The organism is Vibrio sp. L3-7, from assembly GCF_963898195.1.
GTDB classification, from domain to species: domain Bacteria; phylum Pseudomonadota; class Gammaproteobacteria; order Enterobacterales; family Vibrionaceae; genus Vibrio; species Vibrio echinoideorum.
The window spans coordinates 240351-257759 of sequence record NZ_CAWQUW010000056.1; the positions used below are offsets into that span (position 1 = coordinate 240351).

At 43.8% G+C, this 17409-nt stretch carries 16 protein-coding genes; 13 read left to right on the forward strand and 3 right to left on the reverse strand.

Features of this window, described 5'->3' with window-relative positions; all coding sequences use genetic code 11:
* Positions 1–7 precede the first annotated feature (7 nt).
* The 5 genes from AACW75_RS22730 to AACW75_RS22750 all read left to right on the forward strand — a co-directional run bounded on the left by AACW75_RS22730 (position 8) and on the right by AACW75_RS22750 (position 4771).
* Complete coding sequence (locus AACW75_RS22730; protein WP_145569851.1) at positions 8–799, forward strand: sulfite exporter TauE/SafE family protein; 792 nt, start codon at positions 8–10, stop codon at positions 797–799.
* A gap of 58 nt (positions 800–857) precedes the next feature.
* The gene (gene lgt / locus AACW75_RS22735) at positions 858–1679 is read left to right on the forward strand and encodes a prolipoprotein diacylglyceryl transferase (RefSeq protein ID WP_004735021.1); all 822 of its coding nucleotides are present in this window, start codon (positions 858–860) and stop codon (positions 1677–1679) included.
* A 9-nt stretch (positions 1680–1688) separates the two neighbouring features.
* On the forward strand, positions 1689–2540 hold the full coding sequence (locus tag AACW75_RS22740; protein ID WP_065681767.1) for a thymidylate synthase: 852 nt from the start codon (positions 1689–1691) through the stop codon (positions 2538–2540).
* 136 nt (positions 2541–2676) lie between these two features.
* The gene (locus tag AACW75_RS22745; protein ID WP_145569849.1) at positions 2677–4077 is read left to right on the forward strand and encodes a winged helix-turn-helix domain-containing protein; all 1401 of its coding nucleotides are present in this window, start codon (positions 2677–2679) and stop codon (positions 4075–4077) included.
* Positions 4078–4294: 217 nt separating this feature from the next.
* Complete coding sequence (locus tag AACW75_RS22750) at positions 4295–4771, forward strand: hypothetical protein (protein WP_065207252.1); 477 nt, start codon at positions 4295–4297, stop codon at positions 4769–4771.
* 272 nt (positions 4772–5043) lie between these two features.
* Here the strand turns inward: AACW75_RS22750 and AACW75_RS22755 are convergent, their stop codons facing one another.
* Entirely contained in the window at positions 5044–6189 is a 1146-nt protein-coding gene (locus AACW75_RS22755; RefSeq protein ID WP_017072874.1) for a Na/Pi symporter, read from the reverse strand.
* A gap of 389 nt (positions 6190–6578) precedes the next feature.
* Between AACW75_RS22755 and nhaR the strand changes: the two genes are divergently transcribed.
* Positions 6579–7469, forward strand: coding sequence for a transcriptional activator NhaR (gene nhaR, locus AACW75_RS22760; protein WP_017072875.1), 891 nt, complete (start codon positions 6579–6581; stop codon positions 7467–7469).
* Positions 7470–7569: 100 nt separating this feature from the next.
* A complete protein-coding gene (locus tag AACW75_RS22765) occupies positions 7570–7863 on the forward strand; it encodes an ArsR/SmtB family transcription factor (protein WP_009848443.1) in 294 nt (97 codons plus the stop codon).
* A 182-nt stretch (positions 7864–8045) separates the two neighbouring features.
* On the opposite strand, the gene rpsT is transcribed toward AACW75_RS22765, so the two are convergent.
* Positions 8046–8306: a 30S ribosomal protein S20 gene (gene rpsT / locus AACW75_RS22770; RefSeq protein WP_012603273.1), complete on the reverse strand. Its 261-nt coding sequence runs from the start codon at positions 8304–8306 to the stop codon at positions 8046–8048.
* Positions 8307–8558: 252 nt separating this feature from the next.
* Between rpsT and murJ the strand changes: the two genes are divergently transcribed.
* From murJ to ispH, 6 genes are all read left to right on the forward strand, one after another.
* A complete protein-coding gene (gene murJ, locus AACW75_RS22775; protein ID WP_050546189.1) occupies positions 8559–10121 on the forward strand; it encodes a murein biosynthesis integral membrane protein MurJ in 1563 nt (520 codons plus the stop codon).
* Between the two features lie 70 nt (positions 10122–10191).
* A complete protein-coding gene (gene ribF, locus AACW75_RS22780) occupies positions 10192–11127 on the forward strand; it encodes a bifunctional riboflavin kinase/FAD synthetase (RefSeq protein WP_017072877.1) in 936 nt (311 codons plus the stop codon).
* A 63-nt stretch (positions 11128–11190) separates the two neighbouring features.
* Positions 11191–14067: an isoleucine--tRNA ligase gene (ileS, locus tag AACW75_RS22785; protein ID WP_145569848.1), complete on the forward strand. Its 2877-nt coding sequence runs from the start codon at positions 11191–11193 to the stop codon at positions 14065–14067.
* Between the two features lie 160 nt (positions 14068–14227).
* Positions 14228–14728 carry a signal peptidase II gene (gene lspA / locus AACW75_RS22790; protein WP_010434837.1) on the forward strand — a complete coding sequence of 167 codons (501 nt, stop codon included), beginning with the start codon at positions 14228–14230 and terminating at the stop codon, positions 14726–14728.
* 224 nt (positions 14729–14952) lie between these two features.
* On the forward strand, positions 14953–15384 hold the full coding sequence (fkpB, locus tag AACW75_RS22795; protein WP_017072879.1) for an FKBP-type peptidyl-prolyl cis-trans isomerase: 432 nt from the start codon (positions 14953–14955) through the stop codon (positions 15382–15384).
* Between the two features lie 156 nt (positions 15385–15540).
* Positions 15541–16497 (forward strand): 4-hydroxy-3-methylbut-2-enyl diphosphate reductase, encoded by a 957-nt coding sequence (gene ispH, locus AACW75_RS22800; RefSeq protein WP_145569933.1) that lies wholly within the window; start codon positions 15541–15543, stop codon positions 16495–16497.
* A 157-nt stretch (positions 16498–16654) separates the two neighbouring features.
* Here ispH and btsR read toward each other — a convergent pair whose 3' ends face one another.
* A complete protein-coding gene (gene btsR, locus AACW75_RS22805) occupies positions 16655–17386 on the reverse strand; it encodes a two-component system response regulator BtsR (RefSeq protein ID WP_017072881.1) in 732 nt (243 codons plus the stop codon).
* Positions 17387–17409 lie beyond the last annotated feature (23 nt).

Sequence of the window (17409 nt, forward strand, 5' to 3'; positions counted from 1 at the left end):
ATTTAACGTGTCATATGAACTGATAGGCTTGTTAGCGGGCCTTGGTGCTATTGTTGGTGTTTTAGCGGGCTTGCTAGGCATTGGCGGTGGTTTGCTGGTCGTTCCTGCCTTGCTATTTTTGCTTCCTAAAGCGGGTATTTCTCAAGAGTTTGCGATGCAAATGGCATTGGCAACCTCGTTATCAACCATTATTGTTACCTCAGGATCGTCTGCGATTAACCATTTAAAATTGGGTAATGTGGAGCTTTTTGTCGTTAAGTGGTTGATGCCTGGCGTGGTGATTGGTGGTTTCCTAGGTTCTTTTGTCGCCGACGTTATTCCTGCTCAATATCTGCCAAAAGTCTTTGGTGTGATTGTCTTAGTATTGGCGTTGCAGATGCTGTTGTCGATCCGCTCTAAGAGTCAAAAGTCGATGCCGGGTTCAGCTAAAACCATGTTATGTGGTGGCGGTATTGGTTTGGTTTCAAGTTTGGCTGGTATTGGTGGTGGTTCTTTATCGGTGCCTTTCCTTAACCATCACGGTGTGGAAATGCGTAAAGCTGTAGGCTCATCCTCTGTATGTGGTTGTGTTATCGCGATTTCGGGAATGCTAGGCTTTATTTGGCATGGCTCTTCTGTCGATGATCTTCCGGCGTATAGCTTGGGTTATGTTTATCTACCGGCTTTGATAGCGATATCTTGTACCTCAGTACTGACCACACGAGTTGGCGCTAAACTGGCCACTCAATTGCCAACGCCAGTGTTGAAGAAATTCTTTGCGGTATTTTTAATGTTTATAGCAGCCACTATGCTGCTGTAGTGTCTTTTCTGTTAGCTGTTGAGTTAACCGTTATTCAATTTTAGATAGAGAGCCAAGTATGTCTCAGGGTTTTATCGAATTCCCAAATATCGATCCTGTTCTTATTGAACTAGGACCAATCTCAGTTCGTTGGTACGGCCTAATGTATCTTGTCGGTTTTATGTTTGCTCTTTGGTTAGCAAATCGCCGAGCTGATCAACCCGGTAGTGGTTGGACTCGAGAGCAAGTATCAGACCTACTGTTTGCTGGCTTTCTAGGTGTGGTGCTTGGTGGTCGTATTGGCTACGTACTTTTCTACAACTTTGGCCTTTTCATTGATGATCCACTCTACCTATTTAAGGTATGGACTGGCGGTATGTCTTTCCACGGTGGTTTGCTTGGTGTGATCACCGCGATGCTTTGGTATGCCAAAAAGAACGGTCGAACCTTTTTTGGTGTCGCAGACATGATTGCACCATTGGTTCCATTTGGTTTAGGTATGGGGCGTATGGGCAACTTCATGAACAGTGAACTATGGGGTCGTGTGACTGATGTGCCATGGGCGATTGTATTCCCTAACGGTGGTCCACTCCCTCGTCACCCATCTCAGCTTTATGAAATGGCGCTTGAAGGTATTGTACTGTTCTTCATCTTGAACTGGTTCATCAAAAAGCCTCGTCCTCTTGGCTCTGTATCAGGGTTATTCCTAGCAGGATATGGTACATTCCGCTTCCTAGTTGAATACGTACGTGAACCTGATGCTCAGCTAGGTTTGTTCGGTGGATTTATCTCTATGGGACAAATTTTGTCACTGCCAATGGTTATCATCGGTGTGCTGATGATGGTTTGGGCATACAAGCGTGGTCACTACAAAGATGAATTACCACAACAAACGAAGTAAGGAATTGGTGTGAAACAGTATTTAGATCTCTGTCAGCGTATCGTTAATGACGGTACTTGGATTGAAAATGAACGCACAGGCAAGCGCTGCCTAACCGTAATCAATGCTGACCTTGAATATGATGTAGGTAATAACCAATTCCCACTGGTAACAACACGTAAAAGTTTTTGGAAAGCCGCAGTTGCTGAGCTGCTTGGCTATATCCGTGGTTACGACAATGCTGAAGATTTTCGTAAGCTAGGGACTAAAACTTGGGATGCGAATTCTAACCTGAATGAAGCATGGCTAAATAACCCTTACCGCAAGGGTGAAGACGACATGGGCCGTGTTTATGGCGTTCAAGGACGTGCATGGGCAAAACCTGACGGCGGTCATATCGACCAACTGAAGAAGATTGTTGATGATCTAACAAACGGCATTGATGACCGCGGCGAGATCTTAAACTTCTATAACCCAGGTGAGTTCCACATGGGTTGTTTGCGTCCGTGTATGTACAGCCACCACTTCTCTCTACTTGGTGACACTTTGTACCTAAACAGTACTCAGCGCTCTTGTGATGTCCCTCTAGGCCTGAACTTCAACATGGTTCAAGTGTATGTGTTCCTAGCAATCATGGCGCAAATCACGGGCAAGAAAGCGGGTGTGGCTTACCATAAGCTAGTTAATGCTCATATCTACGAAGATCAACTCGCACCTATGCGTGATATCCAGTTGAAGCGTGAGCCTTTAGTGGGGCCAACATTCCATATCAATCCTGAGATTAAGTCTCTAGAAGATTTGGAAACGTGGGTGACGATGGATGACTTCTGGGTTGAAGGCTACGAATGCCACGAAGCGATTAAGTACCCATTCTCGGTTTAATCTAATCTGCTTTGTTTGATTGACTGATTTATCGAAAGGCTGCCTCTGCGCAGCCTTTTTTATTTCTGATGCTTGGCTTGCTTACTATTCGTAAAACCAATAATCTTGAGTGGTCTTTTCTAACCACAGAACTACTATGACTCGCTCGCATTGCTTTGTATTGCAACACGACTTTCCTATTTCTTTCTACCCTGATAAAAACCAGTTGGTGATTGATAGTGAAGAGATTCATTTAGAGCCACTACAAGCAAGGCTGCTCAGCTATTTCATCGACAAGTGCGGGCAAGTGGTTAGTACGCAGCAGATAGCGGCGGATGTGTGGCAAAGAACTCAAGTGTCTGACAACTTGGTTAGACAGGTCATCAGCTTACTGCGCAGTCAGCTTCAAGATAAGTCACGCCCGTATCGCATCATTCAGACCATTCCTAAGCAAGGTTACCTGTTCGATGTTGAGGTGACTCAGCCGAGTGTCGAACCAACTTCCGTTGATGACGCCTCTCTACCTGAATCTGAGCCTAAACCTTTTGTTGCTAATTCGAAAAAGAAAACCATCGCCCTGATTACAACCGCAGTATTCTCTGTTGGCTTAATAGCAACTTGGGCGTGGCAAATTGATGTCTCAACCAATGACACAGCTGTTATTTCTGCGCCTCAAAGTGATGTGATTCCCGTTTATATCCATGACATAACACTCGATTCTGCGGACGATTATGAGATGTCGGAAAGCGTGTACAACTACCTATTCTACGGGCTGAACTCAGCGAGAAATTTATCGGGTTACCACTTCTCTCAGCTATCGAAACAGGGCAAGCAATCACTTGCCAATAATGGTGTCGAACTCAAAGGTTGGCTCAAGCAAAAGGGCAGTGATTATGTACTGAGCGTGCTGATACAAAACAACCGCCAGCCCAATCAAAGTCAGAAAGTGGAAAAGAGCTTTAGCCAAGACAACTTCTTTGATGCCATTGGGGATGTAATTCTTGAGATTAAAGCCATTATTGCCCCAATGAGTTCAGAATACGGTGTCGTCAGTCATCGTGTGACTTCTATTGATAACTACGATGATTGGAAGGTTATTTCAGAGGGAATATCGCTTTTCTACCAAGGTAAAGGTGGACAGCCATTTGCAGATATCGCACTTCAGTTGGATACGATTCAACAGCAAGGGAGAGACAATTATCTGGTCAATGCCTTATTGTCGTATTCGGAATCTTTGTCTTATTTGCAAAGTCATGAGCAAGAAGATCGCGAACATGCACTGCAACTGGCAAAGCAAGCCTTCGAGATGAATCCACGTTGTGATATTGCCAACCTTACGTTGGGTCTTGCATTGTTAATCAACCAACATGCCAATCAAGCTTTCCCTTACCTTTTTTATGCGGCCGAAAGTACACCTAGCCCAATCAGTTTTTATCTACTTAGTGTGGCTGACAAGCTGTCGGATAACCCTGAAGGTTCGCAATACAACTATCAGCGCTATACCGAAGTGAAAAAAGAGTATAATGGTCAACTGTTTGATCTTATTGAATCTTTATAAAAAACAAACCTTTCCTAAACCACAAAATCCTCTCTGAAGTGAAGACGTTGAGTTACCGCTAATAGTAACGGCTCTTCCGCAAGGTTTCCTTGTGCCAACAGGCTTCTCAACATGTTTGATTATTGTTTGGACTTAGGCTCGATTGCCTTGCATCAAGCGTAAAAACATCGACTTCCACATACTGGTCACCAAATCATTAATTATTTGGGGTACACACATGTTGAAGAAGTTTGCTTTTCAGATCATTCCAATTCAGATCTTTTTATTCGTCTTTTGGTTCAAAAATGGCTTTATCGATAAAGTGATGGGCGTTGTACTTGGCTTTGTCACGCCAGATACCGCTTATGCTGGAGATACCTGGGCAGGTTGGAAAGGTTATATTGTAGGAACTTGGGACAAGAGCCAAATCGGTCATGCTCTACTGAGTCCAACATTCGATTTTATGTTCCCGATTCTGATTGCTTTGCAATGTGTTCCGTTTTTACTGGTTATTCGCTCGGTACTTGCCGGTGAGTTTATGGTTGGAAAAGAACGCCCATGGTTACTCTATGCTGCCTTTACCTCTCTGTTTGTGACCAGTTGTATGGCTTTCACGCAAACCATCACAGGCGCAAGCGACGGACAATATTTATGGCAATTTATCGGCTTTGGTATGGTTGCCATCATGTACCTTCGTAACGAGCAGGGTAAGTAAGCGGTCTTTAAATAATTGTTGAAGATGCGGATAATCGGGATGTGAGATACAGGGCACGAAGAGCTTATATAAGATAATGTTGAAAGCGATGCCTTTCGTTACTCTATTGGTATCACTTCGTATCTGTTTTTGCTCTTCGCCACTCGTTTACTCGCCCCCCTCATCTGTTTTGATGCCTGCTTTTAGAAAAGAAAAAGCCCGCAACCTAGGTTGCGGGCTTTACTATAAGCGATGTGTCTTGCTAGCGGTTAAGCTATCGAATTATTTAGCGATTAAGCCGTAAGTGCTAACACGGTACCAGGCAGTACAAGGAATACCGCAACAAGGTAACCAGCCACTACAGCTTTGTTTTTCACTGCCATGTCAGAAATAATATCAGATGCTTTCACAGGAAGTTCACGTAGGAACGGAATACCAAAGATGAATACCGTTGCCATGATGTTGAACACCAAGTGTACTAGAGCAATCTGTAGGGCGAATACTGCAAACTCACCAGATACTGCTGTTGCTGCTAATAGAGCGGTAATACAAGTACCGATGTTTGCACCCAAAGTGAAAGGATAAACGTCACGTACTTTTAGAACGCCAGAGCCTACTAGTGGAACCATCAAGCTTGTTGTCGTAGAAGAAGACTGAACAAGGATAGTAACGATAGAGCCAGAAGCGATACCGTGAATAGGACCACGACCGATTGCGTTCTTTAGAATCTCACGAGCACGACCAACCATTAGGCTCTTCATTAGCTTGCCCATTACCGTGATAGCTACGAAGATTGTTGCGATACCAAGAACGATAAGCATGATACCGCCTACAGTGTCGCCAAACGTTGATAGTGGCTCTTTAATCGCACTGACTACAGGTTTAGTGATTGGTTTGATGAAGTTTAGACCTCCCATACTCATATCACCTGTTGCTAGCATCGGTGATACTAACCAGTGAGAAATTTTCTCTAGAATACCAAATGCCATTTCTAATGGTAGGAAGATAGCGACAGCCAATAGGTTAAAGAAGTCGTGAATAGTCGCACTTGCGAAGGCACGCTTGAACTCTACTTTACAACGGACATGACCAAGGCTAACTAGCGTATTGGTTACGGTTGTACCAATGTTGGCACCCATGATCATTGGAATTGCTAGCTCAACAGGTAAACCACCTGCCACAAGGCCAACGATAATTGAAGTAACTGTACTTGATGATTGAATAAGTGCTGTTGCCACTAAGCCGATCATTAAGCCTGCAACTGGGTGTGAAGCAAATTCAAAAAGAACTTTTGCTTGTTCGCCTGTTGCCCATTTGAAGCCTGTACCTACCATTGAAACTGAAAGTAATAGTAGGTAAAGCATGAATGCCAAGTTAGCCCAGCGTAGCCAACGAGTAGAGCTCGAAATAGGCGCTGCTGCAGTAGTAGCTTGGTTCATAATGTTTTCTCCATTGGACCGTTTAAGTCTGAGTGTGGTCTGTTTGTTTAATCTGAGCGTGATGTTAGAGGGGAAATATTTCAGTAATATTACATTTTGGTGTAGGTAAGACTTTTTTGTGATGATTTGCTGTTTAAATATTTTAATAGCAAATGTTGGTGATTTAAGTGACTGTTTTAGATGATCTTTATTGGTGATTTTAATGAGTGATATAGATCTTAAAAGTTAGAAAAAAATTGAAAATAATCGCCTTAATATTACATTATGAAATCACACACTTCGATAAAATAAGTGGTAATGGGTGTTTAGGTTAGGTTTTTCCGAGTTTGTTGAGTGGGAGTGTCATATTTGGTATAACAGGGTATCGACTCTTTCATTACGGCACATCTATGTCGCACCTCAACTATAACCACCTTTATTACTTCTGGATGGTTTGCAAACAAGGTTCTGTCACTAAAGCTGCAGAAGCTCTATTTTTAACACCACAAACGGTAACAGGTCAGATAAAAGCGTTAGAAGAGCGTATGGATGGCAAGTTAACTAAGCGGAATGGGCGCAGCGTTGAGCCGACTGAGCTGGGTCAGTTGGTATTTAAGTATTCAGACCGTATGTTTGGTTTGAGTTATGAAATGCTGGATATTGTGAATTACAGCCAACACTCAAATATTTTGTTTGATGTTGGCGTTGCGGATGCTCTGTCCAAAAGGCTCGTCAGCAAAGTTCTGATGTCGACCATCCCTTCAGATAACAGTATTCATTTACGCTGCTTTGAATCTACCCATGAAATGCTTTTGGAACAACTCTCTCAACATAAGCTTGATATGATCTTATCTGATTGTCCTGTTGATTCTAGCCAAAGCCCAGGCTTGTTTAGTAAAAAACTAGGCGAGAGTGGTATGAGTTTTTTCTGTTCAGGCAGTGTCGAAGACGTGAGTTTCCCCGCTGTATTAGAAGAAAGAAAACTGTTAATCCCGGGCAGCCGAACTTCTATGGGGCGTAAAGTTCTGCAATGGTTCGATAGACAAGGGCTTAAGCCTGATATTTTAGGTGAGTTTGATGATGCTGCATTGATGAAAGCCTTTGCTCGTTATCATCATGACGCCATTTTCTTAGCTCCCACACTCTATATGTCTGAAGTTGAAGAAGACACATCACTACAGTTGTTGGGTGGTATTGAAGAGTTAAAAGAGGAGTACTACGTCATATTTGCTGAGAGGATGATCCAACATCCAGCAGTAAAAAATGTATGTGACGCAGATTTTAGCAAATTGTTCGAGTGAGATTGTTTGTTAATGAATTGATATCGATTATCATAACCCTACCATATGCCGGAAATACTGATAGCCCGTAGTTGGCGTAAAGGTTGTAGGGAGCCAAACTATGAACTTAAAAGAGATGGAGAAGAACTCAGCACAAGCTGTGATTCTACTCAAAGCCATGGCCAACGAGCGTCGCTTACAGATCTTGTGCCTATTACATGGTACTGAGCTGTCGGTTGGGGAGTTGTGTGGTAAGTTGGAACTGAGTCAGTCTGCTTTATCTCAACACCTTGCGTGGTTGAGAAGAGATGGTTTGGTCGAAACTCGTAAAGAGGCTCAGACGGTGTATTACACATTGAGCAGTGAAGAAGTAAAAGCGATGATTAACCTACTGCATGGTATGTACTGCAAGTAGCTTGTTGCTGGTGGATTAGCTCATTTCCCATCAGAAATAAGGCCGGCACAAGGAAGTGTCGCTATTTATTAGTGAGAGTTAGACAATTATTAGTAAGACTTAGAAAAGTATTCGCCAAATTTTAGATATAAAAAAACCGGCCAAGGCCGGTTTTTACGTTTTGCGTTGTAATCAAATTTCTATTAAAGAGCTTTGATTGCAGCAGCGAAACGAGACTTATGACGTGCAGCTTTATTCTTATGAATAAGGCCTTTAGTCGCCATGCGGTCTAGAAGAGGTGTAACTTCTACAAGAGCAGCAGTTGCAGCTTCTTTATTGCCAGCTTCAATAGCTGCAATAGTTTTTTTCATGTAAGTGCGCATCATAGAACGACGGCTAGCATTGTGCTGGCGACGTTTCTCAGCTTGGATAGCGCGCTTCTTAGCAGATTTACTGTTTGCCAAGGGTCTAACTCCCAAAAACTTAGTTCGGTGACAATTTAAGGGCGAGGACTATCCCTCTTTAACTCTTAATTGTCAAATGATTTGTGCAAAAACCAATCGTAGCCAAAACAAATTTTGGTATGGAAAGGTTATCGCGGTTAAGATGGCGGGGATTCTAACAGCATTTTTAGACCAATGCTAATAATTATGCTTCTAAGGATAGGATAGTCTTTATCCTTGCTTGAAAGTAATCAACCAGTGTCAGAGGTTTTTGTGAGTAAACGACTATTAAAGTCAGGCCTGATTGTCAGTGCAATGACTTTTGTTTCCCGTGTGTTAGGGCTAGTACGTGATGTAGTAGTCGCAAATTTGATGGGGGCAGGAGCGAGTGCCGACGTATTTTTCTTCGCGAATAAAATTCCTAATTTTTTACGTCGACTTTTTGCCGAAGGCGCTTTTTCTCAAGCCTTTGTGCCGGTATTAACGGAATATCACGCCGCAGGTGATAAAGATAAAACTCGAGACTTGATAGCAAAGGTGTCCGGTACACTTGGGGTGTTGGTTTCCATTGTGACGGTGCTTGGGGTATTAGGCTCTGGAGTTATTACCGCAATGTTTGGCGCGGGGTGGTTTATCGACTGGCTTAATGATGGCCCAGCAGCACCAAAATTTGAGCTTGCGAGCTTTATGCTCAAAATTACCTTTCCCTATTTGTGGTTTATTACCTTTGTTGCTTTGTCTGGTGCGATCCTCAATACATTGGGTAAGTTTGCTGTTTCTTCTTTTACGCCTGTGTTTTTGAACGTGATGATCATCGGCGCAGCATGGTTTATTTCTCCTAATTTGGAACAACCTGAAATTGGCTTAGCCATCGGTGTGTTTCTTGGGGGATTAGTCCAATTTCTTTTCCAAATGCCATTTTTGATAAAAGCGGGTGTATTGGTTAAGCCGAAGTGGGGTTGGAGAGATCCTGGCGTAGTTAAGATCCGCACCTTGATGATCCCAGCTTTGTTCGGTGTATCAGTTAGCCAAATCAACTTATTATTCGACACATTTATCGCCAGTTTCCTAGCGACTGGTTCAATCAGTTGGTTGTATTACTCAGACCGATTACTCGAATTCCCATTGGGGCTGTTCGGGATTGCGATTGCAACCGTGATTCTTCCAGCTTTATCCCGTAAACACGTCGATGCTCAAAATGAAGGTTTCTCCCAAACGATGGATTGGGGCGTACGCATGGTTTTGCTTCTAGGTATTCCTGCTATGTTGGGTCTCATCGTTTTAGCTAAGCCAATGTTGATGGTGTTGTTCATGCGTGGTGAGTTTTCCCCGCATGATGTGCATCAAGCGTCAATGTCGCTGGTGGCTTACGCGTCAGGTTTGCTTAACTTTATGCTAATCAAGGTATTGGCTCCGGGCTATTACTCTCGCCAAGATACCAAAACACCCGTTAAGTACGGCATTATCGCCATGGTCACCAATATGGTGTTCAACGCGATCTTTGCGTATTTCTATGGCTATGTCGGCTTGGCGATAGCGACAGCATTGTCCGCTTTCGTGAATATGGCGTTGTTATATCGTGGATTGCATCTTGCGGGTGTGTATCAATTATCTAAGACAACCTTGTTGTTTAGTGCCAAGTTGATTATCTCGGGTGTGGTGATGGTTGCGGCTATTTTATGGCAGTTGGATAATATGCAACAGTGGCTTGAATGGGGTTTCAGCCAGAGAGCTCTGACATTAACAGGCTTGATTGGACTTGGTGGCTTTGTTTATATTGTTTCGATACTGGTTTTAGGTATCCGAGTAAAACATTTAAAAGCAGCGACAGATTAATACTGATTAGTATATAATCCGTCGGTTTCACACAATAAATGATGTAAATAACAGGTTTTAGCTGATCATAATGGAACTGATCCGAGGTATACACAATATTAAAGCGCAGCATCATGGCTGTGTATTAACCATAGGTAACTTTGATGGTGTTCATTTAGGACATCAAGAGGTTCTGAGTCAGGTTTCTAAACAAGCTGCAGCACTAGGGCTCCCTTCTGTTGTCATGACGTTTGAGCCGCAGCCTATGGAGTTGTTTGCCCGAGGTAGAGCTCCGGCACGTTTAACTCGCTTACGAGATAAGTACGTGCAACTGAGCAAGCTAGATATCAGTCGCTTGTTGTGTGTTAATTTTAATCAGTATTTTGCCAGTTTATCCGCAGAAGCATTCATTAAGGATCTTCTGGTTGATAAGCTTGGTGTAAAGTTCTTAGTGGTTGGTGACGATTTTTGTTTTGGCAAAGGTCGTACCGGCAATTTTACCATGCTCAAACAGGCGGGTGAAAAATATGGTTTTGAGGTGGTCAGCACCCAAAGCTATTGCTTAAACCAATTACGAGTAAGCAGTACTGAGATACGAAATGCATTAGCGGTCGATGATTTGGCTGCCAGTGCTACCATGTTAGGGCGTGACTACAGTATTAGTGGTCGAGTGTCCCATGGTCGAAAACTAGGGAGAACTATCGGTTTCCCTACCGCTAACATTCCATTAAAGCGTTGTGTTTCTCCTGTGTCGGGAGTGTATGTTGTTGAAGCATTGGATATCGACGGTGTTCCTGTCGGTGGCGTTGCTAATATTGGACAACGACCAACGGTTAATGGCGTAAGGCAGCAATTAGAAGTGCACTTTTTTGACTTTAAAGCCAATTTATATGGTAAACAGTTAGAAGTACGACTTTTACACAAACTGCGCGACGAGATAAAATTTGAATCGTTCGACGCATTAAAGAATCAAATAGAATTGGATGCTGAAGCCGCAAGGGTGTGGCTGCTTCAGCTAAAGAATTAGTCGGATGATTCCACCGATTAACATAATGTCTAACTTCGCCCAATATAACGGAATTAAGAATCGATGAGTGATTATAAAGATACCCTGAACTTACCAGAAACAGGGTTCCCAATGCGCGGCAATCTGGCAAATCGTGAACCAGAAATGCTGAAGCGTTGGTACAAAGAAGATCTTTACGGCGAGATCCGTAAAGCAAAGAAAGGCAAAAAATCTTTCGTACTGCATGATGGCCCTCCATACGCGAATGGCGATATTCACATTGGTCACGCACTGAATAAGATTCTTAAAGACATTATTATCAAATCAAAGACCCTTTCTGGCTTTGATGCGCCGTACATCCCTGGTTGGGACTGTCACGGCCTTCCAATCGAGCTAATGGTTGAGAAGAAGAAAGGTAAGCCTGGTCAGAAGATTTCAGCAGCTGAATTCCGCGAAGAGTGTCGTAAGTACGCTGCGGGCCAAGTTGAAGGTCAAAAAGAGAGCTTCAAACGTCTTGGTATCATGGGCGAATGGGACAAACCTTACCGCACTATGGATTTTGGCACGGAAGCGAACATCATTCGCTCTCTAGGTAAAATCGCAGACAAAGGCCACCTTCTTAAAGGTTTCAAACCTGTTCACTGGTGTACTGACTGTGGTTCTGCTCTGGCTGAAGCTGAAGTTGAATACAAAGATAAAGTTTCTCCATCTATCGATGTGAAATTTTCTGCAGCTGACGAAGCGGCTCTTCTAGAGAAATTTACTCTAGCTGAAGGCCACGCTGGTCAAGGCGAAATTTCTATCGTTATCTGGACAACAACACCATGGACTCTGCCGGCGAACCGCGCAGTATGTCTACGTGATGATCTTGAATACGTACTTATCCAAGTTGAAGCGAATGGCGAACAGCCAACTCAACGTATCGTTGTTGCTTCTGAACTAGCAAAAGACGTTATGGATCGTGCAGGTATCGAGCACTTCCATAACCTTGGTTTTGCTACTGGTGCTGATCTTGAGCTTTCTCAGTTCAACCACCCGTTCTACGACTTTACTGTTCCTGCCGTTCTAGGCGATCACGTAACAACTGATTCTGGTACAGGTGTGGTTCACACTGCGCCTGGTCACGGTCAAGAGGATTTCGTGGTTGGTAAGAAATACAACCTAGAAATCGCTAACCCAGTAGGTTCAAATGGCGTTTACCTGCCAGATACTGAGCTATTCGCTGGTCAGCATGTATTCAAAGCGAACGATTCTGTTTTAGAAGTTCTAAAAGAGAAAGGTGCACTATTGCATCACCATGCTTACGAGCACAGCTACCCACACTGTTGGAGACATAAAACTCCAATCATCTTCCGTGCAACACCGCAGTGGTTCATCTCTATGGATCAAGCTGGCCTACGTGCAAAAGCACTTGAGTCAACGAAGAGTGTTGAATGGATGCCAGAATGGGGTCAAAGCCGTATCGAAGGTATGATCGAAGGTCGCCCTGAGTGGTGTATCTCTCGTCAACGTACTTGGGGTGTGCCAATTGCTCTGTTCGTTCATAAAGAAACATCCGAACTTCACCCAGATAGCCCAGCTCTTATTGAAAAAGTAGCGAAGCTTGTGGAAGAAAAAGGCATTCAAGCTTGGTGGGATGTAGATGCTGCTGAACTGATGGGTGCTGAAGACGCTGACAAGTACGAGAAAGTACTTGATACGCTAGACGTATGGTTTGACTCAGGTGTAACGCACTTCTCTGTTGTGGATTCACGTGAAGAGTACAACTTCCCGAATGAAGAAAGAACGCACAGTGCTGATCTTTACCTTGAAGGTTCTGACCAACACCGTGGCTGGTTCCAGTCATCTTTGATTTCATCTATCGCGATGAAAGACGAAGCACCATACAAGCAAGTGCTAACGCACGGTTTCGTGGTTGATGGTAACGGCCGTAAGATGTCTAAATCTATCGGTAACGTTGTTGCTCCTAAAGATGTAACTAACAAGCTAGGCGCCGATATTCTACGTCTATGGGTTGCTTCTACGGATTACACTAACGAAGTTGCGGTTTCTGATGAGATCCTTAAGCGTTCTGCTGATGCATACCGTCGTATTCGTAACACGGCTCGTTTCTTCCTAGCGAACTTGAACGGTTTCAACCCTGAAACTGACCTAGTGCCTGCTGAAGAAATGGTAGCACTTGATCGTTGGGCTGTTGGCCGTGCTCAAGCTGCACAAGAAGAGATTGTTAAAGCATACGGTGAGTACAACACTCACGGTGTGACTCAACGTCTAATGCAGTTCTGTTCTATCGAAATGGGTTCTTTCTACCTAGACGTAATTAAAGACCGTCAGTACACAGCGAAACAGGGCAGCCATGCTCAACGTAGCTGTCAAACGGCGCTTTACTACATTGTAGAAGCTCTAGTTCGTTGGATGGCGCCTATCATGTCGTTCACTGCAGATGAAATCTGGAACGAGATGCCAAGCTCTTTACCAACTGGAGAGCAGCGCGACACGTTTGTATTCACAGGCGAGTGGTTCGAAGGCCTATTTGGTCTTGCTGATGACGAAGAACTAAGCAACGAATTCTGGACTGAAATCCAGTCAGTTCGTGGCGCAGTGAACAAGCTTCTTGAAGATGCTCGTAAAGAGAAAACGATCGGTGGCGGACTGCAAGCTGAAGTGACTCTATACGCTGACGACGCGTTAGCGGCTAAAATCAACAAGCTAGAAGATGAGCTACGTTTCGTACTTATCACATCAACTGCTGTTGTTAAGCCACTAAGCGAGAAATCTGACGTTGCTCAAGCGACAGACGTTGCAGGTCTATTCGTTGAAGTTGCAGCAACTGAAGCTGAGAAGTGTGACCGTTGCTGGCACCACACTCCAGATGTAGGCACAATTGAAGGTCACGAGAAAATTTGTGGTCGTTGTGTGTCGAACATCGACGGTGAAGGCGAAGTGCGTAAGTTCGCATAACGACTCAGAGAAAGACTGAACTTTTTGTAAAAATCATAGCCCCAGTATCAACTGGGGTTATTTTTAATTATAGGAAATGTGTTTAACCGAGTTGAGTGCTCATCCTCCCTTAACAAGGATGATTAAATGGGTACCGGCTTCGTAAATACTAGGAATAGAAATGAGTGAAGTTTCGTTAAAACAATCTGGCGTGCGTTGGTTATGGTTGGCTCTGCTGGTTTTCGTTGCAGATATCGGCATCAAACTTTTCGTCATGGACAACATGGGTTATGGCTGGGCAAATCGCATTGAGGTGCTGCCATTCTTTAACTTTTTGTATGTTCATAACTACGGCGCAGCATTTAGCTTCTTGAGTGACCAAAGTGGTTGGCAGCGTTGGTTGTTTACTGGTATCGCCTTTGCGGTAACGGGGATGCTGACTTACTGGATGAGTAAGTTACCTGCAGCTGAGAAGTGGAATAACATTGCTTATGCGATCATTATTGGTGGCGCTGTCGGTAACGTATTTGACCGAGTAGTACACGGCTTTGTTGTCGATTACTTAGATTTCTACTGGGGTACTTACCATTGGCCTGCGTTTAACTTAGCCGATATGGGAATCTGTATTGGTGCAGCGATGATCATCCTAGATGGTTTTCGTAAGAAAGATGAAAGCAAATAGCTTACTCTGAAGTGACGAGGTCTGAAGTTAGTCGACCTGAATTCAGTAGTTCTGAAGTGAACTACTTTGAAATAGATGGCCTTAAAGTCAGTCTATGACTCACAGATTAGAATAGCCCTAAGCGCTGTCGGTTGATTCCGACGGCGCTTTTTTTTATGCTGCTCTTAATAAGGGAGCAAAACAGAATGCCCCTTCAAATAATAAAGAAATCTAAGGAAAGTAACGTGGCAGCAATTAAAAATGATTCAGCAGTAACTCTACATTTTACGATTAAAATGCAGGATGGTTCAGTTGCCGATAGCACGGAAAATATGGGCAAACCTGCAAAGTTCGTCATGGGTGATGGCAGCCTAAGTGAGAACTTTGAGCAATGCTTAATAGGGCTTGAGGCAGGCACTGAAAAATCGATTGAATTGAAAGCACAAGATGCCTTTGGTATGCCAAACCCTGATCACATCCATCATATGGATCGTGCAAAATTTGTTGGTGATTCTGAAGTGGAAGTTGGCACTATCATGGCATTCTCAGGCCCTGATGGTATGGAGATTCCTGGTATTATCACTGAGATTGCTGGTGATTCAGTGACCGTTGATTTTAACCACCCACTAGCAGGCCAAGACGTTACGTTTGACGTCAACATCTTAGCGGTGGAATAACTTCTTTGCGGCGCAGTAGCTATCTTAACGGCAGAGTAGCATCGTCTTACAGCTGCGATGTAACCCAGAGCTTCACTGTCTAGACGCTTCACTGTAGAATGCGAGCCATCGCTGATGGCGAACTTTATAGAAACAACCCTAGTACTGCGGTAAATGATGAGCAATGAAATGAAAATAATGTTAGCTAACCCTCGTGGCTTTTGTGCCGGTGTCGATCGTGCGATCAGTATCGTAGAGCGCGCACTCGAAATGTACCAGCCACCGATCTACGTTCGCCATGAAGTGGTGCATAACCGCTTTGTTGTTGAAGGGCTAAAGCAACGTGGTGCTATTTTTGTCGAAGAGTTAAGTGAAGTGCCAGACGATAACATCGTGATCTTCTCTGCTCATGGTGTATCTCAGGCTGTTCGTAAAGAAGCGAAAGAGCGTGAACTCACCGTTTTTGATGCAACATGCCCCTTGGTGACTAAAGTTCATATGGAGGTAGCTCGTGCGAGCCGCAAACATATGGAAGTGGTACTGATAGGTCACGCAGGTCACCCTGAGGTTGAAGGCACCATGGGTCAGTACGCTAGCCAAACGGGTGGTATGTACTTGGTTGAAAGGCCTGAAGACGTACAGAGTCTAGTGGTGAACGATCCAAGTAATTTGCACTATGTTAGCCAAACAACACTATCCGTTGATGAGACGGCGGATGTAATTGAAGAATTACGTCGAGTGTTCCCTGAGATTCAAGGACCACGTAAAGACGATATTTGCTACGCGACTCAAAACCGTCAGGACGCAATTCGCGAAATGGCAAGTGAGGTTGATGTTGTGATTGTTGTAGGTTCTAAGAACTCATCTAATTCAACACGCTTAAAAGAGTTGGCTGAAAAGCTAGGCACACCAGGTTATCTAACGGATTGCCCAGAAGACATTAAGACTGAATGGGTTGAAGGTAAACAGAAAATTGGTGTGACTGCGGGTGCTTCTGCTCCTGAAGAGCTGGTACATCAAATCTTAGATCGTATTCGTGAGTTAGGCGCAACTGAGGTTGAAGAGATTCAAGGTCGTGAAGAGAACATGTTCTTCGAAGTACCTAAAGAGCTACAGATTAAGCAAGTCGACTAATATCTATTGATTGGTGACACCATCGATTCGTGACACTATCGATTCGTAAACACTATCGATTCGCAAACACCATCGATTTGCAAACAGTAGAAAGCCAACGTTGATGCGTTGGCTTTTTTGATCGCGCTTTAGAATAAGGCGTCGAATTTCTAACGGGTTACTGGAGACCGAGCTGCTCTTTTAAGGCTTTTAGATAGCGACGACTGACAGGCACTTCAAAACCGGTCAACGTGATGATCTCCGCTAACCCATTCTCTAACAGTTTGATCTCTTGGATCGATTTTATGTTGATCAAGTATTGTCGATGACAGCGGATTAAGTCGGTTTTTTCTTCCAAGATCTTTAGGGTTAACTGCGATGTTGCTGTTTGTGATGAGCTACGAACATGAACACCACTGATATCGGAATAAGCACACTCGACCGTTTGGCTTGCCATGATCACAATACGGTTATGGCCGATGCACGGGATTTGCTCTAAGTGACAGGGAGCAATCGCAGAGATATCTTGTTCCGGTGTTTTCTGGTTTTGTTTTATGACCTTGTTAAGACGACAAACACTCTTATTTAATCGACAGGGTTCAACTGGCTTAAGTAGGTAGTCAAAAGCATTATCCTCAAACGCTTGGATCGCATATTGGTCGTAGGCGGTCACGAATACCACGTAAGGCATGGTGTCTGGGTCAAGCATGCTTAGCAGTTCAATCCCGGTCACCTGAGGCATTTGAATATCCAAGTACACCACATCAGGTTTGAGTAGATTGATCTGTTTAAGTCCTTCAATCGCGTTGCTTGCTTGGCCAATCACTTCCACTTCTCCAGTTTCAGTGAGTAGCTCAATCAACTCTTCGCGAGCAAAAAGCTCATCGTCGACAACTAATGCTTTTAACATCCTACAATCTTCATGTTGATTCT